Here is a 26948-nt window from a genome sequence, read left to right as displayed (position 1 = left end):
TTTTTTAGCGCGCGCTCAGTTCAGAACTTCACTCAAAGGAATGAAGTTGACCCGGTCACCGATGGCCAGCGTGGTGCCTTCCATCACCTCCACAAAACCCTCGGCCCAAGCCGCACTGCGCAGCACCCCTGAGCTTTGGTTGCGGTAGATGATCGCCTTGCCCTGTTCGATCCGCCCGCGCAGGTACTCGCGGCGGTTGCCAGCCTTTGTCCAGACGAACCCTGCCGGCACTTCAAAGCGCAGCGGCTGCACCTCCACCACGCCTTGGCGACGCAGCAGATACGGGCGCGCCAACAGTGCAAAGGTCACCAGGGTCGAGGCCGGGTTGCCCGGCAGGCCGATCACCGGCACGCCACGAAAATGCCCGAAGGTCAGCGGCTTGCCCGGTTTGATCGCCAGCTTCCACAGCGCCAGCTCCCCCTCTTCCCGCAGGGCGATGCCGAGGAAGTCCGCTTCACCCACCGACACACCGCCGGTCGAGAGGATCAGGTCAACGCTGCCCAGGCCCGCCAGGCGCGTGCGGGTCTGTTCCAGGTCATCCGGCAGAATCCCGGCATCGATCACTTCACAGCCCATGCGCACCAGCCAACTGCACAGCACGCGGCGGTTGCTGTTGTAGATTTGCCCAGGGCCCAACGGCAACCCCGGCTCGATCAGTTCATCACCGGTCGACAGCACGGCCACGCGCACGCGCCGCACCACCTCGAGACGATCACGTCCAAGAGACGCGGCCAAACCCAGCTCGATGGGGCCCAGGCGTGTTCCGACATTGAGTACAGTCTCGCCGACGGTAGTCTCCTGGCCCTGGGGACGGATGTTGTCGCCCATCTGCAATGGCTCGGTGAAACTCACGCGCTGGTCGGCATGTACCACGGCGTTTTCCTGCATCTGCACGCAGTCAGCGCCCTGGGGCACCGGCGCGCCGGTAAAGATGCGCGCACAGGTGCCCGCCGCCAAGGGTTCAGGTGCAGTGCCGGCGAAAATACGCTGGCTCACCACCAAGGGTTCGCCGGTCCAGTCCGCCAGGCGCACAGCGTAGCCGTCCATGGCACTGTTGGGCCACGGCGGCAGGTCGAGTGTGGAGATCAGGTCCTGGGCCAATACCCGGCCATCACATTCAGCCAGGGGCAGCATTTGCTGCTCGCGGATCGGCGCAGCGGCGGCCATGTCCAGTAAACGCTGCAAGGCTGCTTCCACCGGCATCAGGGCGCCGGTTTTACCGGGCTTATCCACGGGATTCACAAGGTTCGGCCTGCTTGAGGTGCGGGACGAAGTTGCATGGGCGGTGACGGTTATCCAGTTGCTCGGCGAGGATGCCGTCCCAACCAGTGCGCACGGCATTGGTGGAGCCCGGCAGGCAGCACACCAGGGTGCCGTTGGCCAACCCCGCCAAGGCGCGCGATTGCACGGTGGAGGTGCCGATATCGGCTACGGAGATCTGGCGGAACAGCTCACCAAAACCATCGACCTGCTTGTCGAGCAGGCAGCTCACCGCTTCAGGGGTACTGTCGCGGCCGGTGAAGCCGGTGCCGCCGGTAATCAGCACCACCTGCACCACGTCTTCGGCGATCCAGTGGGCCACCTGGGCGCGAATCTTGTAGAGGTCGTCCTTGAGCAGCACGCGCTCGGCCAGGCGGTGGCCGGCGGCGGTGAGGCGGTCGACGAAGACCTGGCCGGAAGTGTCAGTCTCCAGGGTGCGGGTGTCGCTGACGGTCAATACAGCAATATTGAGGGGTACAAAGGGCGCATCGGCCTTGGCTTTCATGGCACGGTCCGGTTGTCGAAGGAACAGCCCGATGTTATATCACAGGCCCCTGTTTACCTGCCGCAGCGCAACCGCCATGACTTTTGAATTTTCCTCCCTGCCGTGTTCGATCCTGTTGCTCGCCGGTGGTCGCGGCCAACGCATGGGCGGCCAGGACAAAGGGCTGCTTGAATGGCACGGCCAGCCCTTGATCGCTCACCTGCACCAGTTGGCCCGGCCGCTCACCGATGACTTGATCATCTCGTGCAACCGCAACCATGAACGCTACGCACCCTATGCAGACCAACAGGTGAGCGATGACAACCCGGACTTCCCCGGCCCGCTGGCCGGTATCCGTGCGGGACTCTTCGTCGCACGCCATGAGCATCTGCTGATCTTGCCTTGCGATGTGCCGCAGATCGATGCGCGACTGCTCGCCGACCTGCGTGCGACCGCACGACGCAACCCGCAGGCGCCGGTGATGGTACGCCAGGGTGAATGCTGGGAACCCTTGCTGTGCATCATTCCCACGAGCCTGAAAAACCAAGTGGAACAGGCATGGCAAGCGGGTGAGCGCAGCCCGCGCAAGCTCTGGCTGCAACTGGGCGCGGTGGCCTTGGAATGCCCGGCCGATGACCCGCGCCTGGCCAATCTTAATACGCCCGAGCTGTTGCACCCCAGGGCTGGCATGTCAGAATGAACCCTGCACAAGGAACTTTGCCGGCGTCCCGTACGTCACAAGGTCAGCAATTTAAAAGTATTCTCTCGGAGACAAACTCATGACTCAACGGACCATCGCCGCTCTCATGCTTGCACTGGGCCTCGCCACCCTCGCCGGTTGCGCTTCGCCAACAGTGATCACCCTGAATGACGGTCGCGAAATCCAGGCCGTCGACACCCCGAAGTACGATGAAGATTCGGGCTTCTACGAATTCGAACAACTGGACGGCAAGCACACCCGTATCAACAAAGATCAGGTTCGCACCGTTAAAGACCTGTAAGCCTCAGCGCTTGCACACAAGGCCCGCCTCGCGCGGGCCTTGTTGTTCCTGGGGTTTACCAGTCCAGGGTGATCTGGCTGCGGAAGCTGCGTTGTTCACCGCTCACCGGGTCGATAAAGCGCACGCCCTGGGCCAGCAGCTTAAGTGGCTTGGCGTAATCGTCCTCGGCGTCCTTGATCACTTCGGGGTAAAACGGGTCATTACAGATGCTTGCCCCCAGCGCCGTCATATGCACGCGCAGCTGGTGCTTCTTACCGGTCACCGGGAACAGGCCGTAGCGCCATAGATCAGCGTTTTTCTCGCGCACCTCTACCGCCGTTTCGGTATTGCTGGCACCCGGCCCTTCCTGCATGCGAAAGAAAGGCTCGCCATCCACCAAACGGCTTTTGTGAACCAACGGGAAGCTGAGGTGCGGCAAGGCCGGTGCGATGGCTTCGTAGAATTTGTCGATACGTCGCGTGGGAAACAATTGCTGATAGGCCGAACGGCTGTGCGGGTTGGCCGAGAACAGCACCAACCCCGCCGTATGCCGGTCGATGCGGTGCAGAGGCACCAGGGCGGGATTGTCCAGGCGCCGGATCAAGCGCCGCAACAAGGTGTGCTCGACGTACTCGCCAGCGGGTGTCACTGGCAGGAAATGCGGTTTGTCAGCTACCACCAGGTGCTCATCGGCGTACAGGATGTTTTCCTGCACAGGGATCACTTTCTCGTTGGGCACTTCGCGAAAGTAATAAATGCACAAGCCTTCCTTGTAGCCCAGGCCCAGGCTGATCGGGCTGCCATTGACATCCAGCACCCGGCCGCGGGCAATGCGGTCCAGCCACTGTTCACGGCCAATGGCCGGGAAGTGTGCGCACAGGCAATCGAGCACCGTCACCCAGGAGCCCGGCGGCAAGTACAGGGTGCTGGCTTGGTGCTGGGAGGGGGAAAAAACGCAAGTGGACATGCCGACGCTCAAAGCCTGGAAACAAGCGGGCATTATCGCCCATGGCGCGCGATTGCCTAGGGCCTATCTCAGGCCTTGGCCAGTTGAGCGCGCAGCACCGGCGAGGCGCTTGCCGCCTCGGTGAATTCCTTGAGCCAGCGTAGTACGTCCACCGCTTCCCAACGGCCTGGGTCATACAGCGCGTAGAGCAAGCCCTGATAACCCACCACATCCAGCTGTTTGTGATAACCGGCGCGCTGGAACAGCGCCTCGATTTCCGCGAAGCAGGTGTTGAAATGCACTTTGTTAAACGGTGTCTTGCCTTCCGTGACCAGGCCATCGAGGCGCAGCTCGTTCACCGCGTCGCGCACCACATCGGCGGACATGCGATTGACGCTGCTTTTAAGTTGTTCAACATTCACCACGGGCGTTCCCTCTATTCAATCGCTGTACGAATATACAGTAACTTAATATTTGGAAAGCCGCCATCGCATAAATATCAGCTTAGGAAGGTAACCACCTGCGCGGTATCGAAAGGCCAGTCCAGTTCCGCCCCGGTGTCCGTGCGGCGAAGCACCGGAATCCGCAGGCCGTAGACATCTGTCAGGTCCTCGGGATCGGTGATATCCACCAGCTCCACCAACAGCCCGTGTTCGACGAGCGGCATGACTTCGGCTTCGGCGATCTCACACAGATGGCAACCCAGGGTGCCGAACAGCTGGCATTCAGGAAGCATGATGAAAGGACTCGGTCACAAAACGAATCTCCATTCTAAGCCCAACAAGCCCCTTGTAGGAGCGAGCTTGCTCCTACGGTGCAAAAAGCCTGATCCAGATCACCATGGCCTATAACTGATTCAGCGATTCTCGCGGCTTTTTTGCCGCTCGCCCTGCAACGGAGATGCCTGTGTTCGCCAACCTGCTGATTATTCTGGCCTCATCCCTGGTGGTGATTGCGCTGTTTCGCCGGCTGCAGCTGCCGCCCGTGCTGGGCTACCTGTGCGTAGGCCTGGCAGTGGGCCCCACCGCGCTGGACTGGGTCAATGACAACGAAGACCTGCCGGACCTGGCCGAGATGGGCGTGGTATTCCTGCTGTTTTCCCTGGGGCTTGAGTTTTCCCTGTCGAAAATGTTGGCGCTGCGCAGCGTGGTATTTGGCCTGGGCAGCCTGCAGGTGCTGGGGTGCGGGGCACTGCTGGGCGTTTTGTTGATGAGCTTTGGCCTCGCGCCTGGCATCGCATTATTGCTGGGCGCAGGGCTGGCGCTGTCGTCCACGGCCATTGTCAGCAAGGAACTCACCAGCCTCGGTGAAATTTTCAGCAGCCATGGCCAGAACGCGATAGGCGTGTTGCTGTTCCAGGACGTCGTGGCGGTGTTGCTGCTGACATTGGTGCCGGTATTTGCCGGCAGCAGTGACCAAGCCTGGTACTGGGCGCTGCCGCTGACCTTGGGCAAGACCGTGGTGCTGTTCGTGGGCCTGTTGTTCGCCAGCCGCTGGTTGCTGCCGCGCCTGTTCCGTGAAGTCGCCGCGTCTCACTCGGCGGAGTTGTTTGTGCTGCTGGCGCTGGTGATTGTTTTGCTCACCGCCTGGCTCACCCACCTGCTGGGCCTGTCCCCTGCCCTCGGTGCATTCCTGGCCGGCATGTTGCTGGGGGAAAGTCATTACCGACACCAGATCGAAGCGGATATCCGCCCGTTTCGCGACATTCTGCTAGGGCTGTTTTTTGTCAGCATCGGCATGCTCATCGATCTGCAGTTGTTCGTCAGCCACAGCCTGTTGATCCTCGGCCTGACGCTCACGTTGATGCTGGTCAAAGGCATGGTCGTCGCGGCGCTGGTCAAGTGGCGTAACAGCGACACCGAAACGGCCTGGCGCAGCGGCCTGGCACTGGCCCAGGGCGGTGAATTCTGTTTTGCACTGATGGCGCAGATGCAGCAGAGCCGGTTGATTCCCGATGAGTTCAACGGCCTACTCCTGGCTGCCACCTTCTGCTCGATGCTGTTGACACCGCTGCTGTTGCGGGCGGCACCGGCCATTGCCCTGCGCCTGCACCGCAAGCCCAACCAGCAAGTGCAACTGGAACACATCACTGCGCTCAACGCCCAACTGCATGGGCACGTGGTGATTTGCGGCTATGGTCGGGTAGGCCAGTCCATCGGGCGCTTTATGCGCCGCGAACAACAGGCATTTATCGCCCTGGATGATGACCCCGAACGGGTGCAGGAAGCCGCCACCGAGGACAGCAGCGTGCATTACGGCGACTGTCGCCGTGGCGCGTTGCTCAGCGCCGTCGGCCTGGAACGGTCGCGGTTGGTGGTGATCGCGGTGGACAACAGCGATGTCGCGCTGGTGGTGCTCAAGGAGGCGCGGCAGATCAACCCAGACGTGCCGATCCTGGTGCGCACTCGCGATGACAGCCAGTTGGCCGAACTCAAGGGCGCGGGCGCCAGCGAAGTGGTGCCTGAGTTGTTGGAGTCGAGCCTGATGCTCGCCTCCCACGCCCTGATCCTGCTGGGCCTGCCGGACCAACAGGTGCAGGCGCGAGTGAACGAAGTACGGCGCAACCACTATCGCCTGCTACACGGTTTCTACCCACCGCCACATACTGACGAAGACGCGCCGATCAGTCCTGACTGACCGCGCCGATCTTGTGGATCGACAGGTCCGCGCCGTAATACTCCTGTTCTTGGCTCAAGCGCAGCCCTTGCACGCGCTTGATCACGCCGTACACCAGCAAGCCGCCGCCAAACGCCACGGCCACCCCCAACCCGGTACCGATCAACTGGCTGATCAGGCTCACGCCGCCCAGCCCACCCAGGGCGGCCTGCCCGAAGATGCCGCAAGCAATGCCGCCCCACACACCGCACAAGCCATGCAATGGCCACACGCCCAGCACGTCATCGATCTTCCAGCGCGACTGGGCAGCGATAAAGCACCACACGAACAGGCCGCCAGCCACCACGCCCGTGACCAGCGCGCCCACCGGGTGCATCAGGTCGGAACCGGCGCAGATTGCCACCAACCCGGCCAGGGGACCGTTGTGCAGGAAACCGGGATCGTTGCGGCCAATCACTAGGGCGGCCACGGTGCCACCGACCATGGCCATCAGCGAATTGACAGCCACCAGGCCACTGACGCCATTGAGGGTTTGCGCGCTCATCACGTTAAAGCCGAACCAGCCCACGATCAGAATCCACGAGCCCAGCGCCAGGAAAGGAATGCTCGATGGCGCAAACGCCACCAGGCGCCCTTCGCGATACCGCCCATTGCGCGGGCCCAGCAGTAACACCGCCGCCAGCGCCAGCCAGCCGCCCATGGCGTGCACCACCACGGAACCTGCAAAGTCGTGGAAGCTGGCGCCAAAGGTTGCGAGCAGCCAGGCTTGCAGGCCAAGGTTGCCGTTCCACACCAGGCCTTCGAAGAACGGGTAGATAAACGCCACGATCAGCGCGGTGGCACACAGCTGCGGCGCAAACTTCGCACGCTCGGCAATCCCGCCGGAAATGATCGCCGGAATCGCCGCGGCAAACGTCAGCAGGAAGAAAAACTTCACCAGGGCGTAGCCATGATCGGCGCTGATCACGGCGGCCGGTTGCAGGAAGCTCACACCGTAGGAGATCCAATAGCCTATAAAGAAATAGGCCAGCGTTGAAATCGCAAAATCACTGAGGATTTTCGACAAGGCGTTGACCTGGTTCTTCTGGCGCACCGTCCCGACTTCAAGGAAGGCAAAACCGGCGTGCATGGCCAGCACCATGACCGCGCCAATCAGGATGAACAGGGTGTTGGAACTGTGGACGAGGGTGTCCACCGCACTTTGCAAGTTTTCCATGGAGGTTGGCAGGCCTGCATCAAGGCAAAAAGCACCAAAGCGGTTCAAGCCAGGGTTTCGCGCACTAAATTGGCACCGCCGGCTTCGCCCCTCTTCAGAGGGCGTGAACCGCTTTAGCGCAGCGATCAACACAACAGGCCGTTGCCGACAGGGTTTTTCCGCGAAATTAAGTGATTTAGGGTAAGGTTTTCCAAGGTTTCCACCTCGACCGCCCGGATTCAGCGCAGGCTCCAGGGCCTGCGCACCAAGGCAAAGCAAAAGCTGTACCACACAATTGCACTGAACCTTCAGCGAACGCCGCGACTCGAAACCACACGTACAGATCAGCTACCCACGGAGATAACCATGGCCGGTAAAACAGCAAAGACTGCTCAAGAGATACTGATGGAGGATTTTCAAACCCTGGTCAGCGATACCGAAAAGTTGCTGGACGACACCGCCGTCCTGGCCGGTGACCAGGCTGACGAGCTGCGCACCAAGATCCACGAGAGCCTGCTCAAGGCCCGCGAGACCCTGCAACTGACCGAAGACTCATTGCGCGAGCGCGGCCAGGCGGCGATCACTGCCACCGAAGATTACGTGCAAGCCAACCCATGGCAGTCGGTCGGCATTGCTGCCGGCGTAGGCTTTTTGATCGGTCTGCTGGCTACAAGGCGCTAACCATGTCTATCGGCGAATCCAGCTCATCCACGAGCGCACATTCCTCAGCAAGCGGTTCAACTTCCCGACGCCTGGGCGCAGCTGTGCTGGGCTTGCTGCACAGTCATGTCGAGTTGTTTGGCATCGAATTACAAGAGCAAAAGGCCCGTACCGTCAGCCTGTTGCTGTTTGCCGGCCTGGCGCTGGTGTTTGCCCTGCTGTTGCTGGTGGGGTTGTCGACGCTGGTGATGATCCTGGTGTGGGACACAGGCTATCGCCTGACCGGTATCATCTGCCTCTGCGTGTTCTATAGCCTGGCCGCTGCGTTCTGCGGCGTGCGCTTGAAGGCGGCGGTGTTCGATGAGTCCACGCCCTTCCACGCCACGCTCGAAGAACTGGCCAATGACCGGGAGCGCCTGCTGCCATGAGCATGACTGAGATCCCGCAAAACACGTCACGCCGGGAAATGCGCAAAGCCTTGATCCGCCTGCGCATGGAAATGCACCGCCAGGAAATCCGTCATGAGTCCCAACAACTCATGGCGCCCCTGCACAAAATGCGCAACATGCGCCACAACTGGCAGGACAGCCTGGGCATCAAGCACGCGCCGTTGTGGGGCGTGGCGGCGGTCACGCTGATGGGCTTTTTTACCGGCAAGGGCGCCAAGGGCGGCAGTATCAGCAGTATTACGCGCCTGGTGCGGCTGGGTGCCGGGTTAATCCCGCTGATCAAGTTGGCCATGCAAGGCGCTTCGCGCAAAAGCTGACCCTTGTGAGCCGATGACCGCAATGACCAGACACCTGCTGGTCATTGCGGTTTTTTGCGCTGACTGTTAATTGATACCGGCACGGCCGGCCGCTGGATTCGCTTGCCCCATAAAGGCCGAACAGGGAAGCTGGCACTGTCATTCACCTTACGGAGAGCCTGCGCCTTGGATTGGCCCACCCTGCTGACCCGCGAACGTCTTGGAAAAACCCTGCACAGCCCTGAAGAACTGGGCCGCAGTCCCTTTCACAAAGATCACGACCGCATTATTTTCTCCGGCGCGTTCCGGCGCCTGGGACGCAAGACCCAAGTGCATCCAGTGACGAGCAACGACCATATCCACACCCGCCTGACCCATTCGCTGGAAGTCAGCTGCGTGGGGCGCTCCCTGGGCATGCGCGTAGGCGAAACCCTGCGCGGCGCCCTGCCCGACTGGTGCGACCCTAGCGACCTGGGCATGGTGGTGCAATCGGCCTGCCTGGCCCATGACATCGGCAACCCACCGTTCGGGCACTCTGGCGAAGACGCCATTCGCCACTGGTTCCAGCAGGCCGCCGGGCGCGGCTGGCTGGATGACATGAGCAGCGCCGAACGCAATGACTTCCTTAACTTCGAAGGCAATGCCCAGGGCTTTCGGGTACTCACCCAACTTGAATACCATCAGTTCGACGGCGGCACGCGGCTGACCTACGCCACCTTGGGCACTTACCTCAAATACCCCTGGACCGCCCGCCACGCCGACTCGCTGGGCTACAAGAAACACAAGTTCGGCTGCTATCAGAGCGAGCTGCCGATTCTTGAGCAGATCGCCCACAAGCTGGGGCTGCCCCAGCTGGAGGAACAACGCTGGGCGCGTCACCCGCTCGTGTATCTGATGGAGGCCGCCGACGACATCTGCTATGCGTTGATCGACCTGGAAGACGGCCTGGAAATGGAGTTGCTGGAGTACGCCGAAGTCGAGTCACTGCTACTGGACCTGGTCGGCGATGACCTGCCACAAACCTATCGCCAACTGGGGCCAATGGACTCGCGCCGCCGTAAGCTGGCGATCCTGCGCGGCAAAGCCATCGAGCACCTGACCAACGCAGCGGCGCAGGCGTTTGTCGAACAACAGGACGCCCTGTTGGCCGGCACGCTGCCGGGGGATCTGGTGGAGCACATGCACGGCCCGGCAAAGCGCTGCGTGCTGGATGCCAAGGACATGGCGCGCAAGAAAATCTTCCAGGACAAACGCAAGACGTTGCATGAAATCGGGGCCTACACCACCCTGGAAATCCTGCTGAACGCTTTCTGCGGCGCGGCCCTTGAACAACATGGCGGGCGCACCCCGTCATTCAAGAACCGGCGCATTCTCGACCTGCTAGGCAATAGCGCGCCAGACCCCGCCTGGTCACTGCACGCCTCGTTCCTGCGGATGATCGACTTCATCGCCGGTATGACCGACAGCTACGCCACCGAAATGGCACGGGAAATGACCGGGCGCTCCGGCCCCCAATAACGACTTCATCAAGCAGCCTGTTCCCTGAAGCGAATTGCCCTACGACGGGAACAGAGCGGCCTGATCGAATTCGTACAGGCACCCGAAGAATAATCACGCGCGCTCCCAACGGACCCGCCGAGTCATTCCTACCGCCCCCATCGACGCTTGCCTTACTGTGTGCTCTTTATGCCCAGCTATTCTCTTCGTATTCTTTTGGTGGAGGATCACCCCTTTCAACTCCTGGCCACCCAGTGCCTGCTCAAAAGCTTCGGCTTCGACCAACTGACCGCGGTGGAAAACGCCGAGCAGGCCATACGCGCGATGAGCCAGTCCGAACACCCTTTCGACCTGATGTTATGCGACCAATGCCTGCCAGACCTGCCCGGGCTTGAACTGGTGGAAATCGCCAGCCGCCGGCGCTTCATCAGCAGCGCCATCCTGTTGAGCGGCTTACCTACGCCAGAACTGGTCAACCTGACGACACAAGCCGCGCAACGAAGTCTCCCCCTCCTTGGCTATTTGCCAAAACCGTTGAACAAAGATGATCTTGAAAAATTAATCGGCTTAACTTTCGACCCCCTCATGTAGGATTTTAAACATCCCTTTCAACGAAAAGCGATACGAGGCCCGCCGTAAATTCCCCAGCCTTGCGTCTTGTCATGATCGGCCTCGAAACGCTCACATGCCTTGTCACGATTACCTAACAACTTGTAGGTCTATACCTTTTTAAATGTAGGAACTTTCCTGTTCTGCATCTACTCCTTGCGAGCTTCATACTGCGCACTCACCTTCTGAGCTAATGTGCCCGCTTTATCTGCACCTGCATGGAATGTGACTATGAACTCAGTTTTTATTATCGACGACCATCCCGTTATCCGGCTTGCCATTCGAATGTTGCTGGAACATGAAGGTTACAAAGTCGTCGGCGAAACAGATAACGGGTGCGATGCCATACAGATGGTGCGTGAATGCCTCCCAGATCTGGTGATTCTCGACATCAGCATCCCGAAACTTGACGGCCTTGAGGTGCTCTGCCGGTTCAACGCCATGAACACCTCGATGAAAACCCTGGTCCTCACGGCTCAATGCCCGACGTTGTTTGCCACGCGGTGCATGCGCTCGGGGGCAGAGGGGTATGTGTGCAAGGAGGGTGACCTGAGCGAGTTGCTGAGCGCCATCCGCGCGGTGCTGTCCGGCTACAACTACTTCCCCAGCCAGGCCTTGAATGGCCCCGGAACGGAAGGCATGGATGCTCAAGAGCTGGAACTGTTCAAGACCGTCAACGACCGGGAGCTAATGGTCCTGCAACTGTTTGCACAAGGCCGCACTAACAAGGAAATCGCCAAAGGTATGTTCTTGAGTAACAAGACCGTCAGTACTTATAAGAAAAGATTAATGCAAAAACTCCAAGCCAAATCCTTGGTCGACCTCATCGAGATGGCAAAACGAAACGCGCTAGTGTGAGAAAGCGGATGCCCAGGCGTATAAAGGACTATCTGATTATATTAAGTGCCGGTTTGTACTTCAGCACAACTGTGCTGGCGGAGCACCAAACCAGCCCGGAACGCTTCACCCTCTTGAGTCGTGCGGGAGCTGTACAACTGGACACTCATTTTGACAAGGCCCAGCGCCAGTGGCTGCATAACAAACGTGAACTAACGCTGGGTACATCCAGCCCTGACTACCCACCCTTTGACCTCACTTCCAGCGGCCATGATTATGAAGGCCTTACCGCCGATTACGCGGGATTGCTGGCCAAGGCACTCTCCCTGCCCATCACTGTGATGCGCTACCCGTCCCGGGCGGCTGCCATTCGCGCCCTGGAAGCCGGGGAAATTGACTTGCTGGGCTCCTCCAATGGCTTTGAGGCTGCGACGCCGAATCTGATCCTCTCCGAACCCTATGCGGTAGACCAGCCAGTCCTGGTCACACGCGAGGGAGAAACCCGCAGCCTCAGTGAAGGCCTCGACGGGCTGCGCCTGAGCCTTGTCTATCACTACCTGCCGCTCAATGAGGTGGAAAAGCTGTACCCCAAGGCGATCATCCGCGCCTACCCCTCTTATCAGAATGCCTTGAATGCGGTGGCCTTCGACCAGGCGGATGTGTTTCTCGGTGACACCATTTCCACCCATTACATGATCAACAAGGGCTACCTCAAAAACATTCGCATGGCCAACTTCGGCAAGCATGAAGCTTATGGTTTCAGCTTTGCCACGCGTCAGGACAACCGGATGCTCTTGAGCATTGTCGATTCAGCGCTGGCTTCGGTGCCCATCAATGAACGAGAGAGCATCGCCAAGCGTTGGAGCGCCGGCAGCGATATCCTGCTGACCGACAAGAAACTGCAACTGACCCAGCGCGAAGAGCGTTGGCTCAAAGACCACCCGGTGGTGACGGTCATCGTCAACGAAACCTTCGCGCCACTGACATTCTTCGATGCGGACGGCAACTTTCGCGGGATCACCGCCGACCTGCTGGAATTGATCCGCCTACGCACCGGCCTGCGTTTTTCGGTACAGCGTGGGCGCGATGTCAACGCGATGATCGACCAGGTCGCGACCCAGAAAGTCGATATGATCGGGGCCATCGTTCCCAGCAACGAACGAGACTCACAACTTAATTTCAGCCGCCCTTACCTCGAAAACTCCTATGTGCTGTTGACGCGCAAAGAGCCAGGAGCGCCATCGAACATGGAGCAAATGGCCGGAAAACGCCTGGCGATAACCCAGGGTAACCCCTTGGCCGCAACCTTGAGCAAGGACTTTCCTGAGATTCACCTGGTGGAAACCAATGATACATTCAGAGCATCCGAGCTGCTCGCACAGGGACAAGTGGATGGGGCCGTGAACACCCTGGTGATCGCCAACTACTTCCTGTCTTCCCAGGTTTTCCAGGACCGCTTGCAAATCAGCGCCAGCATTGGCACCACCCCCGCAACGTTCACTCTGGCCACCTCGCGCCAAGCCACGGAATTGAGCTCGATCCTCGACAAGGCCCTGCTCAGCATTGCCCCGGATGAAATGGGCGTGATCAACAGCCGCTGGCGTGGCTACACTGCCGCGTCCGACAGTTACTGGCGAAACTACCATCAGTTGATCGCGCGCATCATCATCGGCACCGGCCTGTTGCTGTTGATTTCCTTGGCCTGGAACGCCTACATGCGGCGCCAGATCAAGCATCGAAAAATGGCCGAACGCGCCCTCAACGATCAGTTCGAGTTCATGCGCGCGCTGGTCAATGAGACGCCGCATCCGATCTACGTGCGCGACCGCAATGGCCTGCTGCAGACCTGCAACGACAGCTACCTGCAGGTGTTCGACGTCAAGCGCGAAGACGTGATCGGCAAAGGCGTGACCCAGATGAGCATGGCCCTGGAGTCGGAGGCAGCCCAGTACCATGCTGATTATCTGCGCGTGGTGGCCGAGGGCAACCCGCTGATCCTCGATCGCAGCCTGCATATCCACGACAGGAAACTGACCATCTACCACTGGATCCTGCCCTACCGCGACTCCACGGGTGAAGTCCAGGGCATCATCGGTGGCTGGATCGATATCAGTGACCGACGCCAGCTATTCGATGAACTACGCGCCGCCAAGGAGCGTGCCGACGAGGCCAACCGCGCCAAGAGCACGTTCCTGGCCACCATGAGCCACGAGATTCGCACCCCGATGAACGCCGTGATCGGCATGCTCGAACTGACGCTCAAGCGCGCCGACCAAGGGCACCTTGACCGTCCGGCAATCGAAGTGGCGTACAACTCGGCCAGAGACCTGCTGGAGCTGATCGGTGACATCCTCGACATCGCGCGTATCGAGTCGGGCCGCCTCAGCCTGGCGCCGGAGCGCGTGAACCTGCGGGAGGTCATTGAATCTGTGGTGCGCGTGTTCGATGGTCTCGCACGGCAAAAAACCCTCAGCCTGCTGCTGGAGTTCAAGCCCGACCTGAACGATATCGAGGTGCTGATAGACCCGCTGCGCTTCAAGCAGGTGCTCTCGAACCTTGTGAGCAACGCGATCAAGTTCACCGAACAGGGACAGGTCAAGATCAAGGTTGAACTGCAGCCTACCCAGGCACCGGAGCAGATCGAGCTGAAACTGGTGGTGGAAGACACCGGCATCGGCATCAGCCGGGAGGACCAACTGCGCCTGTTCGAACCCTTTGCGCAAGCAGACAATTCCGGGCAACTGGCCCGCAGTGGTGCGGGCCTGGGGCTGGTGATCTGCCGCAGCCTGTGCGCGATGATGGGCGGCCAACTGAGCCTAAGCAGCGTGCCCATGGTGGGCACCCAGGTGCACGTCAACCTGAGCATGCCCCGCTTGCAAGCGGTCCGGCCGGTAGGTGACCACACGCCGCAAAAGCCGGCTACCGCGCTGGTGCTTAACGTACTGGTGGTCGACGATCACCCGGCGAACCGCCTGCTGATGTGCCAGCAGCTGGGCTACCTGGGCCATAAATTCACCGCTGCCGAGCACGGTGCGGCGGGGTTCCAGGCTTGGCGTAAAGAGCATTTCGACCTGGTGATTGCCGACTGCAACATGCCCATCATGAATGGCTATGAACTGAGTCGCTCAATCCGTGAGTATGAGCAGCGCGAACAATTGGTGCCCTGCGTGGTACTGGGCTTTACCGCCAACGCCCAGCCAGAGGAAAAGCAACGGTGCGTGCAAGCCGGCATGGATGACTGCCTGTTCAAGCCCATCAGCCTTACCGTGTTGGAGCGCCAACTGACACACATCGTCCCTAAACCCGTGCACCCACGGCTGGACCTCGAATGCCTGGAAGCGCTGACCGGCGGTGATCCCCACTTGAGTCGACGCTTGCTGGAGGAACTGCTGAGCAGCAGCCTTCACGACCGCCAGCTGCTTATCGAACTGCTGGATCGACACGCGCAGCCCTCAGACATCATTGAGCAAGCTCACAAGATCAAAGGCGCGGCCCGTATCGTGCAAGCCCACTCATTGGCGGCGCAATGCGAAGCCTTGGAGCAAACCTGCTCTCGCAATGAGGAGTGGGCCGTGATCGAAAGTGGCATCAAGGCCCTGGAACAACTCATGCAGGAATTGGAAAAGATGTTGCAAGTTCAACTGGATGAGCTGCCAGGCCAATAAGCGCAACGGCCGGTAGCCCAAGGAACGAGCAAACGCGCTCCTTGCGCTACCGGCATAAGCACCCGCCGCTTCAGCAGTCGGTCAATCGCAGGAAAATCGCCGCCAACCGCTCGATCCCCACTTGGTCCTGGGGGGTAAACCGGGCCAGCGAGGGGCTGTCGAGGTCCAGGACGCCAATCAATTGACCGTCCTTGACCAAGGGCACCACCAATTCACTGTTCGAAGCGCTGTCACAGGCAATATGGCCTGGGAACGCGTGCACATCCTCCACGCGCTGGGTTTGCCGCGTTGCCGCAGCCGCACCACACACGCCACGACCGAATGGAATGCGCACACAGGCGATCTGCCCCTGAAATGGCCCAAGCACCAGCTCTTCATTGCGATTGAGGTAAAAACCCGCCCAGTTCAAGTCATCCAGCTGGTTGAACAGGAACGCGGAAAACTGCGCACTGTTGGCAATAAAATCGCGCTCATCAGCCAACAGCGACTCCAGTTGCGCGCACAGCATGGCATAGCCATCAAGGCCGCTGCCGGCCTGTTGTAGATCGATCATGGTTGACGTTCCAGCAATTTGAGACCCACCCAGTAGCGGGCGAATTGATAGGCACACCGGCCATTGCGGTTGCCGCGCCCAGTGGCCCAGCGTACCGCGAGGACATCAAGCTGTTCATCGCGCTGCCACTGCAAGCCGGCCTTGCTGGCCAACTCGCCGATCCAGTGCTCCACCACATCCAGGAAATGCTCCTGGCTAAACGGGTAGAAAGACAGCCACAAACCAAAACGATCCGACAAGGCAATCTTGTCTTCAACCGCCTCGCTGGGGTGCAACTCGCCATCCACGCGTTTCCAGTTGTCATTGTCGCTCTGGTTTTCCGGCACCAGGTGGCGGCGGTTGGACGTGGCATACAGCAGCACGTTTTCCGGCGCCTGTTCCAGGGAGCCATCGAGCACGCTTTTGAGCACGCGATAGTCGCCTTCACCGGCTTCGAACGACAGATCATCACAAAACAAAATAAAGCGTTGTGGTAGCTTGATCAGTTGCTCGACCACCCGCGGCAGGTCCGCCAGGTGGTCACGCTCGATCTCGATCAAGCGCAGGCCCGCCTTGGCGTGCTGGGCGAGCAAGGCACGCACCATGGAAGACTTGCCGGTGCCACGCGAACCCCACAACAGCGCATGGTTGGCGGGCAAACCGTCGAGGAACTGTTGGGTGTTGCGCGCCAGTTGCTCACGTTGCTTGTCGACACCGATCAGGTCCGACAGGCGCATGTCCAGACTCACCTCCAGCGGCAATAGAAAACCACTGCGGCCTTCGCGCTGCCAACGGGCGGCGAGGCATTGGTTCCAGTCGATCGCTTGGCGCGGTGCGGGTAACAGCGGTTCCAGGCGAGCCAGCACCGCATCGGCACGCTCAAGAAAGGCATTCAATCGAGAATCCACAGCTATTCCTCTGGCAAGTTCTTGCAAAAGATGGCGTATTGGCAACCCTGCGGCACACTGCATGGGCTGCATCAAACAAACGATTCATGCCGGGCAAGCCAAAGCTTGTGGATGTTCAGCTATGCTTGCCGGGCGAAGGGAAACGCTAAGTGGTTCAACACTCGATGGATATCAAGTTCGCCCACCGCTTGTCTTATAAACAAGCCAGATTGACTGTGCTGGTCGGTTTCGTGTTGGGAACCTTGCTCAGCCTGATCCAAATCGGTATTGATTATGCCAGTGAAGACGCATCCATCAACCGTGAAATACGCTCACTGATTGAAATCAGCCATAACCCGGCGTCACGCATCGCCTACAACATCGATGCCGAACTCGCCCAGGAACTGACCCTGGGCCTGCTGCACTCCCCTGCCATCATCCGCGCGCAGTTGATCGACAACAACGGCGTGGTGCTGGCCGACGTCAATCGCCCGCGCAAAGAAAGCAACTATCGGCCCGTCAGCGATTTTCTGTTTGGGGCCAATCGCCAGTTCGAAGACCGGCTGTTTCTCAGCCATATGCCCAACGACTCCCTGGGTGTGCTACGCCTGGACGTCGATACCTATGCCTTTGGCAGCCGTTTCCTGCATCGCGCCGAGATCACGCTGCTCAACGGCTTCGCCCGCAGCCTGCTGCTCACCGGGATTCTGCTGGGCCTGTTCTACGTGATGCTCACCCAACCGCTGGTGCGCATTATTCGAGAACTGAGCACACGCAAACAGGCGCGGCTGGACTGCCCTGCGGGGCATGAGCACGATGAAATCGGCGTGCTGGTCAACGTCGCCAACCAGCAATTTGAAAACATGGAAACCGAGATCCAGCAACGGCGCCACGCCGAAGACCGCCTCACGGAGTACCTGGGGCAACTGGAAAATATCGTTTCGGCGCGCACCCTTGAACTCAAGGCCAGCAACCAACGCTTGAGCCAGTCCAACGATGAACTGGAGGCGGCGAAAATGACGGCGTTGGGCATGGCCCAGGCGCGGGCGGCATTCCTGGCCAATATGAGCCATGAAATCCGCACGCCACTCAATGGGCTGCTGGGCATGATTGCCCTGTCACTGGACAGCCCGCTGACCGCCGAACAGCGCCAGCAACTGTCCATTGCCCATGACTCAGGTAAAGTGCTGGTGGAGTTACTCAACGATATCCTCGACCTGTCCAAATTCGACGCAGGGCAACTGGAGCTGGAGCATATCCCGTTCGACCTGGGCTCCCTGGTGGAGGACACCGCCAACCTGCTGTCGCAAAACGCTGCACCGAGTGTGGAGCTGACCTGCCTGGTCGACCCGCAATTTCCCGCCCAGGTGATCGGCGACCCAACCCGTGTGCGGCAAATCGTCAGCAACTTGCTCTCCAATGCCTTGAAGTTCACCCGCTTTGGCCGCGTCGACGTGCGCCTGCGCGCCTCGGCAGGCCGGGTCAGCATCGAAGTGTGCGACACCGGCATTGGCATCGCCCAGGAAGCCCAGGTGAAAATTTTCCAACCGTTCACCCAGGCCGGCGCTGGCATCACCCGCCAGTTTGGTGGAACGGGATTAGGCCTGGCGTTGACCCATAACCTGTGCGAAGCGATGCAAGGTCGCTTGAGTATCAGCTCGGAGGTGGGCTTTGGCAGCCAGTTCTGCGCCGACCTCCCACTGCCTGCGCATTTGCCTGCCACACGCTATGCGCCGCTCACCGGCGAGGTGGTCGCCATCACCAACGCCGGCGGCGGGCTGACGGAGCTGCTCACCACCCTGCTGCCCTCTTGGGGGCTGACGCCGCGCTGCTATTCCCAGGACGATGATCTGAGCGGGCTGGCGCCGGACCTGTTGATCACCGACTGCCCTGAATGCCTGTTCCGCTTGCGCCCGGGCATCAGCGCGCCGATTCTGCTGGTCACCGCCTACGGCAACTTTTTGCCCAGCGCTGAAGTCGCGGCCCTGGCGCCGCTGCAGCAACAAGCCCGCCCGTTGAGCCGCAACGCGCTGTACCAGATCCTGCAACGCAACCTGCGCAGCGACGCGCAACTGGTCCTCGATCCGGTGCAGATAGAAGCCGCACCGCTTGCGCACCGCGCGCGCATCCTGCTGGTGGAGGACAACGCGGTCAACCAACTGGTGGCCAAGCGCATGCTCAGCAAGCTCGGGTGCGAGGTGATCGTCGCGGCCCACGGTGGCGAAGCCCTCAAGCTGCTGGAGGATCAGCGCTTCGATATGGTGCTGATGGACTGCAACATGCCCGTGATGGATGGGTATGAGGCCAGCCGACAAATTCGCCGCAGCGGGCGGTGGCCGGACTTGCCCATCGTGGCCTTGACCGCCAACGCGATGGCCGAAGAACGCGAGCGTTGCCGGGCCGCGGGAATGAACGATTACCTGGCCAAGCCGTTTCGCCGGGAAGAACTCAACGCCTTGCTGGAACTGTGGGTACCGAAGACCACCAGCCTCTGAGGGGTACCCGCAATGCTTATTTGAGCAGGGCTTCGATCTCCTGGGTCAAGTCCTGGGGCTTGGTGGTTGGCGCAAAGCGCTTGACCTGCTGGCCATCACGGCCGATGAGGAACTTGGTGAAGTTCCACTTGATGTTCTTGGAACCCAGTAGCCCCGGGGCCTGTTTTTTCAACTGCACGAACAACGGGTGGGCATCACTGCCATTGACGTCGATTTTCTTGAACAGCGGAAAACTGACGCCGAAGTTCAGCTCGCAGAACTCGGATATCGCGCCTTCGTTGCCCGGTTCCTGCTTGCCGAACTGGTTGCAGGGAAAGCCGAGCACCACTAGGCCCTGGTCCTTGTATTGCTGCCAAAGCTGCTCGAGGCCCTTGTACTGCGGGGTGAAGCCGCATTTGCTGGCGGTGTTGACCACCAAAATGGCCTTGCCGGCAAAATCGGCCAAGGTCTTTTGTTCACCCTTGATGGTGGTGCAAGGGATGCTCAGCAGGGAGTCGCTCATGGCAATGCCTCAATTCAGGGAAAGAAGAGCCTTATTTGTAGGAGCGAGCTTGCTCGCGAAAAACTATCAGGCGCCGCGTTCATTCAGGAAACCCGCGTTATCGTTGACGTTTTTCGCGAGCAAGCTCGCTCCTACAGGAACTATGCAAGCCTAGCGCGGCACCAGCTCCAGGCATACCGAGTTGATGCAGTAGCGCAGGCCCGTCGGCGCAGGGCCGTCCGGGAACACATGCCCCAGGTGTGCGTCACACTTGGCACAGGTGACTTCGGTACGAATCATGCCGTGGCTGACATCGCGGATCTCGACCATCGCGCTGTCGGCAATCGGCTCATAGAAGCTGGGCCAGCCGCAGCCGGAATCAAACTTGGCCCTGGAATCGAACAGCGGCTCGTTGCAGCAGATGCAGTGGTACACGCCGTCGGTCGTGGTGGCGTTGTACTTGCCGCTGAACGGTCGCTCGGTACCCTTGAGACGGCACACGTTGTACTGCTCCGGATCGAGCATCGCCTTCCATTCATCTACAGTTTTCTGCAACTTGTCCATCGGTACACCTCGGCAACTGAAAAACCCTGATCTGTGTCTTTTCCATGGATCAGGCGGCACGTATGATTGCGCCTCTTCAAAACGCCAGTCTGGCACCCGCGCCATCGGCATTCAAACGTATTTATGGGTGCGGGCTGTGCAGGCTTCACCCTACGGTAGTGCCTACGCCGTCGGGATCGTTCATTTTCAGGATCACATCGCCATGCAGGTCAGCAAATCGAACAAGCTCGCCAACGTCTGCTATGACATTCGCGGCCCGGTGCTCAAGCACGCCAAACGCCTGGAAGAGGAAGGCCATCGCATCCTCAAGCTGAACATTGGCAACCCGGCACCGTTTGGTTTCGAAGCGCCGGATGAAATCCTCCAGGATGTGATCCGCAACCTGCCGACCGCCCAGGGCTACAGCGATTCCAAAGGCCTGTTCAGCGCGCGCAAGGCGGTGATGCAGTACTACCAGCAGAAGCAGGTCGAAGGTGTCGGCATCGAGGACATCTACCTGGGCAACGGTGTGTCCGAGCTGATCGTGATGTCTATGCAGGCGTTGCTCAACAACGGCGATGAAGTCCTGGTGCCAGCACCGGATTACCCGCTGTGGACCGCCGCCGTGACCCTGGCGGGCGGCCACCCGGTGCATTACCTGTGTGATGAGGGCGCCGACTGGTTCCCGGACCTGGCCGACATCAAGGCCAAGATCACTCCCAATACCAAGGCCCTGGTGATCATCAACCCGAACAACCCCACCGGCGCCGTGTACTCCAGGGAAGTGTTGCTGGGCATGCTGGAACTGGCGCGCCAGCACAACCTGGTGGTGTTCTCCGACGAGATCTACGACAAGATCCTCTACGATGACGCCGTGCATATCTGCACCGCCTCCCTGGCTCCGGACCTGCTGTGCCTGACCTTCAATGGCCTGTCCAAGTCCTACCGCGTGGCGGGCTTCCGCTCCGGCTGGATCGCCATCTCCGGGCCCAAGCACAATGCGCAAAGCTACATTGAAGGCATCGACATGCTGGCCAACATGCGCCTGTGCGCCAACGTACCGAGCCAGCACGCGATCCAGACCGCCCTCGGCGGGTACCAGAGCATCAATGACCTGGTCTTGCCTCAAGGCCGCCTGCTGGAGCAGCGTAACCGCACCTGGGAGTTGCTCAACGCTATCCCGGGTGTGAGCTGTGTGAAGCCCATGGGTGCGCTCTATGCGTTCCCGCGGATCGACCCGAAAGTCTGCCCGATCCTCAACGATGAGAAGTTCGTGCTCGACCTGCTGCTGTCGGAAAAGCTGCTGGTCGTGCAAGGTACCGCCTTCAACTGGCCGTGGCCGGATCACTTTCGCGTAGTGACCTTGCCACGCGTGGATGACCTGGAAATGGCCATTGGTCGCATCGGCAACTTCCTGAAGTCCTATCGCCAGTAAGGCCATTGACGCTGTACGACTCACTTGGGGTCGTACAGCGATTATCTGGCAACACTTCTGCGTCACTTACTTGCGGTTGTACTTCATTTAGCCTCTGCCGATGACGTACCCCCTATAATCACGGGGCGGCGAGGTAGCATCGGGTTGATCAAGGCTGACAATACAGGTCGGAAAATCCCTTCAAGGCCCTACGCCCGAGGCGTAGGACACAGTTTGAAATAGTCCCCCGGTTGAATCACCCCATGCTGCACCTTATATACCCCGCAGTGAGCGACATATTAAGCATGAGGAGAATTCTACAACCATGATGCGCATCCTGCTGTTCTTGGCCACTAACCTGGCGGTCGTACTGATTGCCAGCGTCACCCTGAGCCTTTTTGGCTTCAACGGGTTCATGGCGGCCAATGGGGTTGATCTGAACCTCAATCAGCTGCTTATTTTCTGTGCGGTCTTTGGTTTTGCCGGTTCGCTGTTCTCGCTGTTCATCTCCAAGTGGATGGCGAAGATGAGCACCAGCACCCAGATCATCACTCAACCCCGCACTCGCCATGAACAATGGCTGATGCAAACCGTGGAGCAGTTGTCTCAAGAAGCCGGCATCAAAATGCCCGAAGTGGGGATCTTTCCGGCTTACGAGGCTAACGCCTTTGCGACCGGCTGGAACAAGAACGACGCGCTGGTGGCCGTGAGCCAGGGCCTGCTGGAGCGGTTCTCGCCCGACGAAGTCAAGGCGGTGCTGGCCCACGAGATCGGTCACGTGGCCAACGGCGACATGGTCACCCTGGCGCTGGTACAGGGCGTGGTGAACACCTTCGTGATGTTCTTCGCGCGGATCATCGGCAACTTCGTCGACAAGGTCATCTTCAAGAACGAAGAAGGCCGCGGCATTGCCTACTTCGTGGCGACCATTTTCGCCGAGTTGGTCCTGGGCTTCCTGGCCAGCGCCATCGTGATGTGGTTCTCGCGCAAACGCGAGTTCCGCGCCGACGAGGCCGGCGCACGCCTGGCGGGCACCAGCGCCATGATCGGCGCACTGCAACGCTTGCGCTCCGAACAGGGCCTGCCGGTACATATGCCCGACAGCCTGACCGCGTTCGGCATCAACGGTGGCATCAAGCAGGGCCTGGCTCGCCTGTTCATGAGCCACCCGCCGCTGGAAGAGCGGATTGACGCATTGCGTCGCCGCGGCTGATAGCCGGATGACTCGACAAGGGGCGATGTGATCGCCCCTTTTTTGTGCCCGCTGATTTCACCGCTCTCTGTAGGAGCGAGCTTGCTCGCGAAAAACTCGCAGGCGCCGCGTTCATTCAGCAAGCACGCGTCATCGTTGACGTCTTTCGCGAGCAAGAACTAGGCGTCCCTCGCTCCTACAAAAGAAAAAGCCCTTTTAGCGCCTGGCCAGCCGATAAGCACGCTCTTCAAGGCGAGTAACACCGTCCTGCACGAACTTCCAGCTCTCCCCCAGGATGTCCCGCTCCTCCAGCGGCTCCAACGCCCAATGCGGTCCCAGCAGCACCTGCACTTCCTCGTCCGAAACAGCAAAGGGTGGGCCGGCCTTCTGCGCCTGGTCGTAATCGAGAGTAATCAGCAACCCCTGGCAGCCTGACGGCAGCAAGGCATTCAGGTGCTCGGCGTATTGCGCACGCATCAGCGGCGGCAATGCGATCAACGCGGCGCGATCATATACGCCGCGGCAACCGACCAGCGCCTGCGCATCCAGGCTGAAGAAATCGCCACACCACAGTTCGATCAGGCCCGCCTGGTAGACCTTGAAGGCGCCCTTATGACTGACGTGCGGCACCAGCCCCTGCTCGCTGAAGAACGCCTCAACCGCCTGCTCCGACAGCTCCACGCCCATTACCGGGTACCCCTGGCTCTCGAGCCATACCAAGTCCAGGCTTTTGCCACACAACGGCACCAGCACCTTTGCCCCCTCGGGCAACCCCAACACGGGCCAGTGCCGTTGCAAGTAGGGATTGACCTCGCGCTGATGGAAACCGATCTGATTGCTCGCCCAGCGGTCCTGCCAAAATTCAGGCTGCATGAATCACTCCGAAAATTCGATCAAAAGGCGCTAAAACTTATATTAGATTTAGATCAATGATCTGATTGAAGATGGCTTTATCTTAACCCTCAGGACCCGCTCATGCTCCCCAGCCTGTTTATCTCCCATGGCTCGCCCATGCTGGCCTTGCAACCCGGCGCCAGTGGTCCCGCGCTACAGCGCCTGGCTGCCGAGCTACCACGCCCCAAAGCCATTGTAGTGGTGTCGGCGCATTGGGAAAGCCCGGAACTGCTGGTCAGCGGCGGTGCTGCACCCGAAACCTGGCACGACTTCGGCGGCTTCCCTCGCGAGCTGTTTGCGGTGCAATACCCAGCGCCGGGTGACCCACACCTGGCCAGTGAGATCGTCGAGCTGCTGCACGCCGACGGTCTGGCTGCACGTATTGACGAGCAACGCCCCTTCGACCACGGCACTTGGGTCCCGCTGTCGCTGATGTACCCAGCAGCGGACATCCCAGTGGTGCAAGTCTCGCTGCCCAGCCGCCTGGGGCCCGCCCTGCAAACCCGCGTGGGGCATGCGCTCGCCAGCCTGCGCGAACAGGGTGTGCTGCTGATTGGTTCCGGCAGCATCACCCATAACCTGGGCGAACTGGACTGGCGCGCAGGGCCGGAAACGATCACACCGTGGGCGCTGGAGTTTCGCGACTGGGTGGTCGACAAACTGGCGACCAATGACGACGCCGCCTTGCATGACTATCGACGCCAGGCGCCACATGCCGTGCGCAGCCATCCCAGCGATGAGCATTTGCTGCCGCTGTACTTTGCGCGGGGTGCGGGCGCAGATTTCAGCGTAGCGCACCAGGGCTTCACACTGGGCGCCCTAGGCATGGATATCTATCGCTTTGGCTGACACCGTTATACCTGTGGGAGCTGGCTTGCCTGCTCCCACAGCTGATCGCATCGGAAACTAAAACATCAGGCAAAAAAAATCCCCGAACCAGTCGGGGATTTTTTATGTGCGATCAATCAGCCCAAGGGCGGATCAATCTTCGCGGTAGCGACGCAGCTTGAGCTGCTTACCGGCAACGCGAGTGTCTTTGAGCTTGGCCAGCAGTTTTTCCAGGCCGTCTTCCGGCAGCTCCACCAGGGAGAAGCTGTCACGCACCTGGATGCGACCGATAGCTTCACGTGCCAGGCCACCCTCGTTGAGGATAGCGCCCAGCAGGTTCTTGGCAGCGATACCATCACGCGCACCCAGCGCGGTACGGCAACGAGCACGGCCTTCAGCCAATGGCACTGGAGCGCGACGCTCGCGGTCACCACGGTCTGGACGGTCACCGGAACGCTCTGGACGATCACCGCGTGGCGCGCTGTTCGGAACCAGTGGACGTTCTTTTTCGATGGCTGCCAGGGTCAGGGCCTGACCATTGGTAGCTTTGCGCAGCAGAGCTGCAGCCAGGGCACGCGGGGTGCAACCGATATCGGCGGTCAGGCGGTCCAGCAGGTCGCCGTGGGTCGATTCAGCGTCAGCCACCAGTGGCGCCAGGCTGTTGGTCAGTTTCTTGATGCGTGCATCGAGAACGGCCTGGGCATCCGGCAGGCGGACTTCGGCAACTTTCTGGCCGGTAACACGCTCGATCACTTGCAGCATGCGGCGCTCACGCGGAGTCACCAGCAGCAATGCACGACCTTCGCGACCGGCACGGCCGGTACGGCCGATACGGTGAACGTAGGACTCTGGATCGTAAGGCATGTCAACGTTGAACACGTGGGTGATACGTGGAACGTCGAGGCCACGGGCGGCAACGTCGGTCGCCACAACGATGTCCAGACGGCCATCCTTGAGGGAGTCGATCACGCGCTCACGCTGGTTCTGGGCAATGTCACCGTTCAGCGCAGCGGCTTTGTAGCCTTTGGCTTCCAGGGCGCTGGCCAGGTCCAGGGTCGCTTGCTTGGTGCGCACGAACATGATCAGGGCGTCGAAGTCTTCGACTTCCAGCAGGCTCAATACAGCCGAGGTCTTCTGGTCAGCGTGAACCAACAGGTGAGCCTGTTCGATCGCGGTAACGGTCTGGGTCTTGGTCTGGATCTTCACGTGCTCCGGATCGCGCAGGTGGCGTTCGGCAATGGCACGGATGGACTGCGGCAGGGTAGCCGAAAACAACACGGTCTGACGGGTCGCGGGCAGTGCCTTGAAGATGACTTCCAGGTCATCCATGAAGCCCAGCTTCAACATTTCGTCAGCTTCGTCCAGAACCAGGTGGTTCACGGTCGACAGGACTTTTTCGTCACGACGCAGGTGGTCGCACAGACGGCCCGGAGTGGCGACAACGATCTGTGCGCCATTACGGATTGCCTTGAGTTGTGGGCCCATAGGCGCGCCGCCGTAAACGGCCACAACAGTTACACCCGGCATTTGCTTGGCGTAGGTTTCAAAGGCGGTTGCTACTTGCAGCGCCAACTCACGGGTTGGCGCCAGGATCAGGGCTTGCGGCTCGCGCTTGGCAGGATCGATGCAGTGCAGAATAGGCAGGGCGAACGCGGCGGTTTTACCGGTACCGGTTTGCGCCTGGCCAATCATGTCCTTACCGGCCATGATGATCGGGATCGATTGCTGCTGAATCGCCGAAGGTTCTTCGTAGCCGGTCGCTGCGACGGCTGCAAGAATATTCGGGTTAAGATTAAAAGCGGCGAAGCCGCCGGTTTCCTGGGTCATGGGTCTGCCTCTAAGTGCATCCGCAAAGACCCATGCTCCAAAGCTGCGCATGCCGTGTTGAGACTCAAGAGTCGCCCTGGCTGCTTTGTCGGCGGGGATTTGCGAAAACGAATGAATGAAAAAGATTCGTCAAGGAAGAGTCCGCTGTGCGGACGTGCAGCCGAAGCTGACTTCGGGGAATTGCGCTACCTAAACGCGGCCCGGTTAAAGGCCGGCGCGCACTATACCGGAAATAGCTGAAAAAGGGAGCTTTTTTTATCGCCAGGCACCGATAAACCGCGCTGCGTCACGCGCTTTGCAGATCCGTGCGCCAGGGTCTATTTTTCAAAGGCCCGGCCCTGTTGGTCATCAAGCTTAAACG

General features: G+C 60.0%; 26 protein-coding genes. 14 read left to right on the top strand and 12 right to left on the bottom strand.

From position 1 onward, the window contains the following. Nucleotides 1-15 precede the first annotated feature (15 nt). Together ODQ19_RS25285 and moaB are read right to left on the bottom strand one after the other, a co-directional pair. Complete coding sequence (locus ODQ19_RS25285; protein ID WP_330211527.1) at nt 16-1242, bottom strand: molybdopterin molybdotransferase MoeA; 1227 nt, start codon at nt 1240-1242, stop codon at nt 16-18. Continuing rightward, nucleotides 1226-1765 (bottom strand): molybdenum cofactor biosynthesis protein B, encoded by a 540-nt coding sequence (gene moaB / locus ODQ19_RS25280; RefSeq protein ID WP_014717696.1) that lies wholly within the window; start codon nt 1763-1765, stop codon nt 1226-1228. The genes ODQ19_RS25285 and moaB overlap by 17 nt, the downstream gene beginning before the upstream one ends. A 76-nt stretch (nt 1766-1841) precedes the next feature. Here moaB and mobA point away from each other — a divergent pair, with 76 nt between their 5' ends. Continuing rightward, the gene (gene mobA, locus ODQ19_RS25275) at nt 1842-2444 is read left to right on the top strand and encodes a molybdenum cofactor guanylyltransferase MobA (RefSeq protein ID WP_330211526.1); all 603 of its coding nucleotides are present in this window, start codon (nt 1842-1844) and stop codon (nt 2442-2444) included. Nucleotides 2445-2523: 79 nt separating this feature from the next. After that, nucleotides 2524-2745 (top strand): YgdI/YgdR family lipoprotein, encoded by a 222-nt coding sequence (locus tag ODQ19_RS25270; RefSeq protein WP_003189935.1) that lies wholly within the window; start codon nt 2524-2526, stop codon nt 2743-2745. A gap of 55 nt (nt 2746-2800) precedes the next feature. On the opposite strand, the gene ODQ19_RS25265 is transcribed toward ODQ19_RS25270, so the two are convergent. From ODQ19_RS25265 to ODQ19_RS25255, 3 genes are all read right to left on the bottom strand, one after another. Then, nucleotides 2801-3691 (bottom strand): pseudouridine synthase, encoded by an 891-nt coding sequence (locus ODQ19_RS25265; protein ID WP_330211525.1) that lies wholly within the window; start codon nt 3689-3691, stop codon nt 2801-2803. A gap of 68 nt (nt 3692-3759) precedes the next feature. Then, complete coding sequence (locus ODQ19_RS25260; protein ID WP_003189932.1) at nt 3760-4095, bottom strand: hypothetical protein; 336 nt, start codon at nt 4093-4095, stop codon at nt 3760-3762. 74 nt (nt 4096-4169) lie between these two features. After that, nucleotides 4170-4406: a glutaredoxin family protein gene (locus ODQ19_RS25255; protein ID WP_116665494.1), complete on the bottom strand. Its 237-nt coding sequence runs from the start codon at nt 4404-4406 to the stop codon at nt 4170-4172. Between the two features lie 164 nt (nt 4407-4570). Here ODQ19_RS25255 and ODQ19_RS25250 point away from each other — a divergent pair, with 164 nt between their 5' ends. Next, nucleotides 4571-6307, top strand: a complete 1737-nt coding sequence (locus tag ODQ19_RS25250) for a cation:proton antiporter (protein ID WP_330211524.1) — start codon at nt 4571-4573, stop codon at nt 6305-6307. On the opposite strand, the gene ODQ19_RS25245 is transcribed toward ODQ19_RS25250, so the two are convergent. Beyond that, the gene (locus tag ODQ19_RS25245; RefSeq protein ID WP_330211523.1) at nt 6294-7502 is read right to left on the bottom strand and encodes an ammonium transporter; all 1209 of its coding nucleotides are present in this window, start codon (nt 7500-7502) and stop codon (nt 6294-6296) included. The genes ODQ19_RS25250 and ODQ19_RS25245 overlap by 14 nt on opposite strands. Nucleotides 7503-7847: 345 nt before the next feature. Between ODQ19_RS25245 and ODQ19_RS25240 the strand changes: the two genes are divergently transcribed. The 7 genes from ODQ19_RS25240 to ODQ19_RS25210 all read left to right on the top strand — a co-directional run bounded on the left by ODQ19_RS25240 (nt 7848) and on the right by ODQ19_RS25210 (nt 15494). Continuing rightward, complete coding sequence (locus tag ODQ19_RS25240) at nt 7848-8162, top strand: DUF883 family protein (RefSeq protein WP_003189926.1); 315 nt, start codon at nt 7848-7850, stop codon at nt 8160-8162. Nucleotides 8163-8164: 2 nt separating this feature from the next. Continuing rightward, the gene (locus tag ODQ19_RS25235; protein ID WP_005786473.1) at nt 8165-8569 is read left to right on the top strand and encodes a phage holin family protein; all 405 of its coding nucleotides are present in this window, start codon (nt 8165-8167) and stop codon (nt 8567-8569) included. Then, the gene (locus ODQ19_RS25230) at nt 8566-8907 is read left to right on the top strand and encodes a hypothetical protein (protein ID WP_014717689.1); all 342 of its coding nucleotides are present in this window, start codon (nt 8566-8568) and stop codon (nt 8905-8907) included. The genes ODQ19_RS25235 and ODQ19_RS25230 overlap by 4 nt, the downstream gene beginning before the upstream one ends. Nucleotides 8908-9072: 165 nt before the next feature. Continuing rightward, on the top strand, nt 9073-10404 hold the full coding sequence (locus tag ODQ19_RS25225) for a deoxyguanosinetriphosphate triphosphohydrolase (RefSeq protein WP_116665491.1): 1332 nt from the start codon (nt 9073-9075) through the stop codon (nt 10402-10404). A gap of 168 nt (nt 10405-10572) precedes the next feature. Then, nucleotides 10573-10974: a response regulator gene (locus ODQ19_RS25220; protein ID WP_116665490.1), complete on the top strand. Its 402-nt coding sequence runs from the start codon at nt 10573-10575 to the stop codon at nt 10972-10974. A gap of 249 nt (nt 10975-11223) precedes the next feature. After that, on the top strand, nt 11224-11850 hold the full coding sequence (locus ODQ19_RS25215; RefSeq protein WP_116665489.1) for a response regulator transcription factor: 627 nt from the start codon (nt 11224-11226) through the stop codon (nt 11848-11850). 8 nt (nt 11851-11858) lie between these two features. Further along, entirely contained in the window at nt 11859-15494 is a 3636-nt protein-coding gene (locus ODQ19_RS25210) for a transporter substrate-binding domain-containing protein (protein ID WP_116665488.1), read from the top strand. 70 nt (nt 15495-15564) lie between these two features. Here ODQ19_RS25210 and ODQ19_RS25205 read toward each other — a convergent pair whose 3' ends face one another. Both ODQ19_RS25205 and ODQ19_RS25200 read right to left on the bottom strand, forming a co-directional pair. Next, entirely contained in the window at nt 15565-16047 is a 483-nt protein-coding gene (locus tag ODQ19_RS25205; RefSeq protein WP_014717684.1) for a GAF domain-containing protein, read from the bottom strand. Next, entirely contained in the window at nt 16044-16934 is an 891-nt protein-coding gene (locus ODQ19_RS25200; protein WP_116665487.1) for an ATP-binding protein, read from the bottom strand. Before ODQ19_RS25200 ends, ODQ19_RS25205 begins: the two co-directional genes overlap by 4 nt. A gap of 164 nt (nt 16935-17098) precedes the next feature. On the opposite strand from ODQ19_RS25200, the gene ODQ19_RS25195 reads away from it, so the two are divergent. Continuing rightward, the gene (locus ODQ19_RS25195) at nt 17099-19408 is read left to right on the top strand and encodes a hybrid sensor histidine kinase/response regulator (RefSeq protein WP_330211528.1); all 2310 of its coding nucleotides are present in this window, start codon (nt 17099-17101) and stop codon (nt 19406-19408) included. Nucleotides 19409-19424: 16 nt separating this feature from the next. Here the strand turns inward: ODQ19_RS25195 and ODQ19_RS25190 are convergent, their stop codons facing one another. Further along, entirely contained in the window at nt 19425-19910 is a 486-nt protein-coding gene (locus ODQ19_RS25190; RefSeq protein ID WP_014717681.1) for a glutathione peroxidase, read from the bottom strand. Between the two features lie 150 nt (nt 19911-20060). Further along, the gene (gene msrB, locus ODQ19_RS25185) at nt 20061-20453 is read right to left on the bottom strand and encodes a peptide-methionine (R)-S-oxide reductase MsrB (protein ID WP_330211522.1); all 393 of its coding nucleotides are present in this window, start codon (nt 20451-20453) and stop codon (nt 20061-20063) included. A gap of 202 nt (nt 20454-20655) precedes the next feature. Here msrB and ODQ19_RS25180 point away from each other — a divergent pair, with 202 nt between their 5' ends. Both ODQ19_RS25180 and htpX read left to right on the top strand, forming a co-directional pair. Then, nucleotides 20656-21867, top strand: coding sequence for a pyridoxal phosphate-dependent aminotransferase (locus tag ODQ19_RS25180; RefSeq protein WP_003209058.1), 1212 nt, complete (start codon nt 20656-20658; stop codon nt 21865-21867). A 304-nt stretch (nt 21868-22171) separates the two neighbouring features. Then, nucleotides 22172-23059, top strand: a complete 888-nt coding sequence (gene htpX, locus ODQ19_RS25175) for a protease HtpX (RefSeq protein ID WP_003189904.1) — start codon at nt 22172-22174, stop codon at nt 23057-23059. 195 nt (nt 23060-23254) lie between these two features. On the opposite strand, the gene ODQ19_RS25170 is transcribed toward htpX, so the two are convergent. After that, nucleotides 23255-23911, bottom strand: a complete 657-nt coding sequence (locus ODQ19_RS25170) for a thiopurine S-methyltransferase (RefSeq protein ID WP_330211521.1) — start codon at nt 23909-23911, stop codon at nt 23255-23257. A gap of 102 nt (nt 23912-24013) precedes the next feature. Between ODQ19_RS25170 and ODQ19_RS25165 the strand changes: the two genes are divergently transcribed. Further along, nucleotides 24014-24781, top strand: coding sequence for a DODA-type extradiol aromatic ring-opening family dioxygenase (locus ODQ19_RS25165; RefSeq protein ID WP_330211520.1), 768 nt, complete (start codon nt 24014-24016; stop codon nt 24779-24781). A 132-nt stretch (nt 24782-24913) separates the two neighbouring features. Here the strand turns inward: ODQ19_RS25165 and ODQ19_RS25160 are convergent, their stop codons facing one another. Further along, on the bottom strand, nt 24914-26587 hold the full coding sequence (locus ODQ19_RS25160; protein ID WP_014717677.1) for a DEAD/DEAH box helicase: 1674 nt from the start codon (nt 26585-26587) through the stop codon (nt 24914-24916). Nucleotides 26588-26948: the final 361 nt, after the last annotated feature.

This window comes from Pseudomonas sp. AM4(2022) (assembly GCF_036346515.1).
GTDB lineage: Bacteria > Pseudomonadota > Gammaproteobacteria > Pseudomonadales > Pseudomonadaceae > Aquipseudomonas > Aquipseudomonas paracarnis.
The sequence above is the reverse complement of the archived record's forward strand: the minus strand, read 5'-3'. Positions and strand labels throughout refer to the sequence as shown.

What these genes read in the sequence shown, in the direction of transcription:
- moaB (WP_014717696.1), bottom strand. Translation starts at nt 1,765, where the DNA reads ATGAAAGCCAAGGCCGATGCGCCCTTTGTACCCCTCAATATTGCTGTA.
- mobA (WP_330211526.1), top strand. Translation starts at nt 1,842, where the DNA reads ATGACTTTTGAATTTTCCTCCCTGCCGTGTTCGATCCTGTTGCTCGCC.
- ODQ19_RS25270 (WP_003189935.1), top strand. Translation starts at nt 2,524, where the DNA reads ATGACTCAACGGACCATCGCCGCTCTCATGCTTGCACTGGGCCTCGCC.
- ODQ19_RS25265 (WP_330211525.1), bottom strand. Translation starts at nt 3,691, where the DNA reads ATGTCCACTTGCGTTTTTTCCCCCTCCCAGCACCAAGCCAGCACCCTG.
- ODQ19_RS25255 (WP_116665494.1), bottom strand. Translation starts at nt 4,406, where the DNA reads ATGCTTCCTGAATGCCAGCTGTTCGGCACCCTGGGTTGCCATCTGTGT.
- ODQ19_RS25250 (WP_330211524.1), top strand. Translation starts at nt 4,571, where the DNA reads ATGCCTGTGTTCGCCAACCTGCTGATTATTCTGGCCTCATCCCTGGTG.
- ODQ19_RS25245 (WP_330211523.1), bottom strand. Translation starts at nt 7,502, where the DNA reads ATGGAAAACTTGCAAAGTGCGGTGGACACCCTCGTCCACAGTTCCAAC.
- ODQ19_RS25240 (WP_003189926.1), top strand. Translation starts at nt 7,848, where the DNA reads ATGGCCGGTAAAACAGCAAAGACTGCTCAAGAGATACTGATGGAGGAT.
- ODQ19_RS25235 (WP_005786473.1), top strand. Translation starts at nt 8,165, where the DNA reads ATGTCTATCGGCGAATCCAGCTCATCCACGAGCGCACATTCCTCAGCA.
- ODQ19_RS25230 (WP_014717689.1), top strand. Translation starts at nt 8,566, where the DNA reads ATGAGCATGACTGAGATCCCGCAAAACACGTCACGCCGGGAAATGCGC.
- ODQ19_RS25220 (WP_116665490.1), top strand. Translation starts at nt 10,573, where the DNA reads ATGCCCAGCTATTCTCTTCGTATTCTTTTGGTGGAGGATCACCCCTTT.
- ODQ19_RS25215 (WP_116665489.1), top strand. Translation starts at nt 11,224, where the DNA reads ATGAACTCAGTTTTTATTATCGACGACCATCCCGTTATCCGGCTTGCC.
- ODQ19_RS25210 (WP_116665488.1), top strand. Translation starts at nt 11,859, where the DNA reads ATGCCCAGGCGTATAAAGGACTATCTGATTATATTAAGTGCCGGTTTG.
- ODQ19_RS25205 (WP_014717684.1), bottom strand. Translation starts at nt 16,047, where the DNA reads ATGATCGATCTACAACAGGCCGGCAGCGGCCTTGATGGCTATGCCATG.
- ODQ19_RS25195 (WP_330211528.1), top strand. Translation starts at nt 17,099, where the DNA reads ATGGATATCAAGTTCGCCCACCGCTTGTCTTATAAACAAGCCAGATTG.
- ODQ19_RS25190 (WP_014717681.1), bottom strand. Translation starts at nt 19,910, where the DNA reads ATGAGCGACTCCCTGCTGAGCATCCCTTGCACCACCATCAAGGGTGAA.
- msrB (WP_330211522.1), bottom strand. Translation starts at nt 20,453, where the DNA reads ATGGACAAGTTGCAGAAAACTGTAGATGAATGGAAGGCGATGCTCGAT.
- ODQ19_RS25180 (WP_003209058.1), top strand. Translation starts at nt 20,656, where the DNA reads ATGCAGGTCAGCAAATCGAACAAGCTCGCCAACGTCTGCTATGACATT.
- htpX (WP_003189904.1), top strand. Translation starts at nt 22,172, where the DNA reads ATGATGCGCATCCTGCTGTTCTTGGCCACTAACCTGGCGGTCGTACTG.
- ODQ19_RS25170 (WP_330211521.1), bottom strand. Translation starts at nt 23,911, where the DNA reads ATGCAGCCTGAATTTTGGCAGGACCGCTGGGCGAGCAATCAGATCGGT.
- ODQ19_RS25165 (WP_330211520.1), top strand. Translation starts at nt 24,014, where the DNA reads ATGCTCCCCAGCCTGTTTATCTCCCATGGCTCGCCCATGCTGGCCTTG.
- ODQ19_RS25160 (WP_014717677.1), bottom strand. Translation starts at nt 26,587, where the DNA reads ATGACCCAGGAAACCGGCGGCTTCGCCGCTTTTAATCTTAACCCGAAT.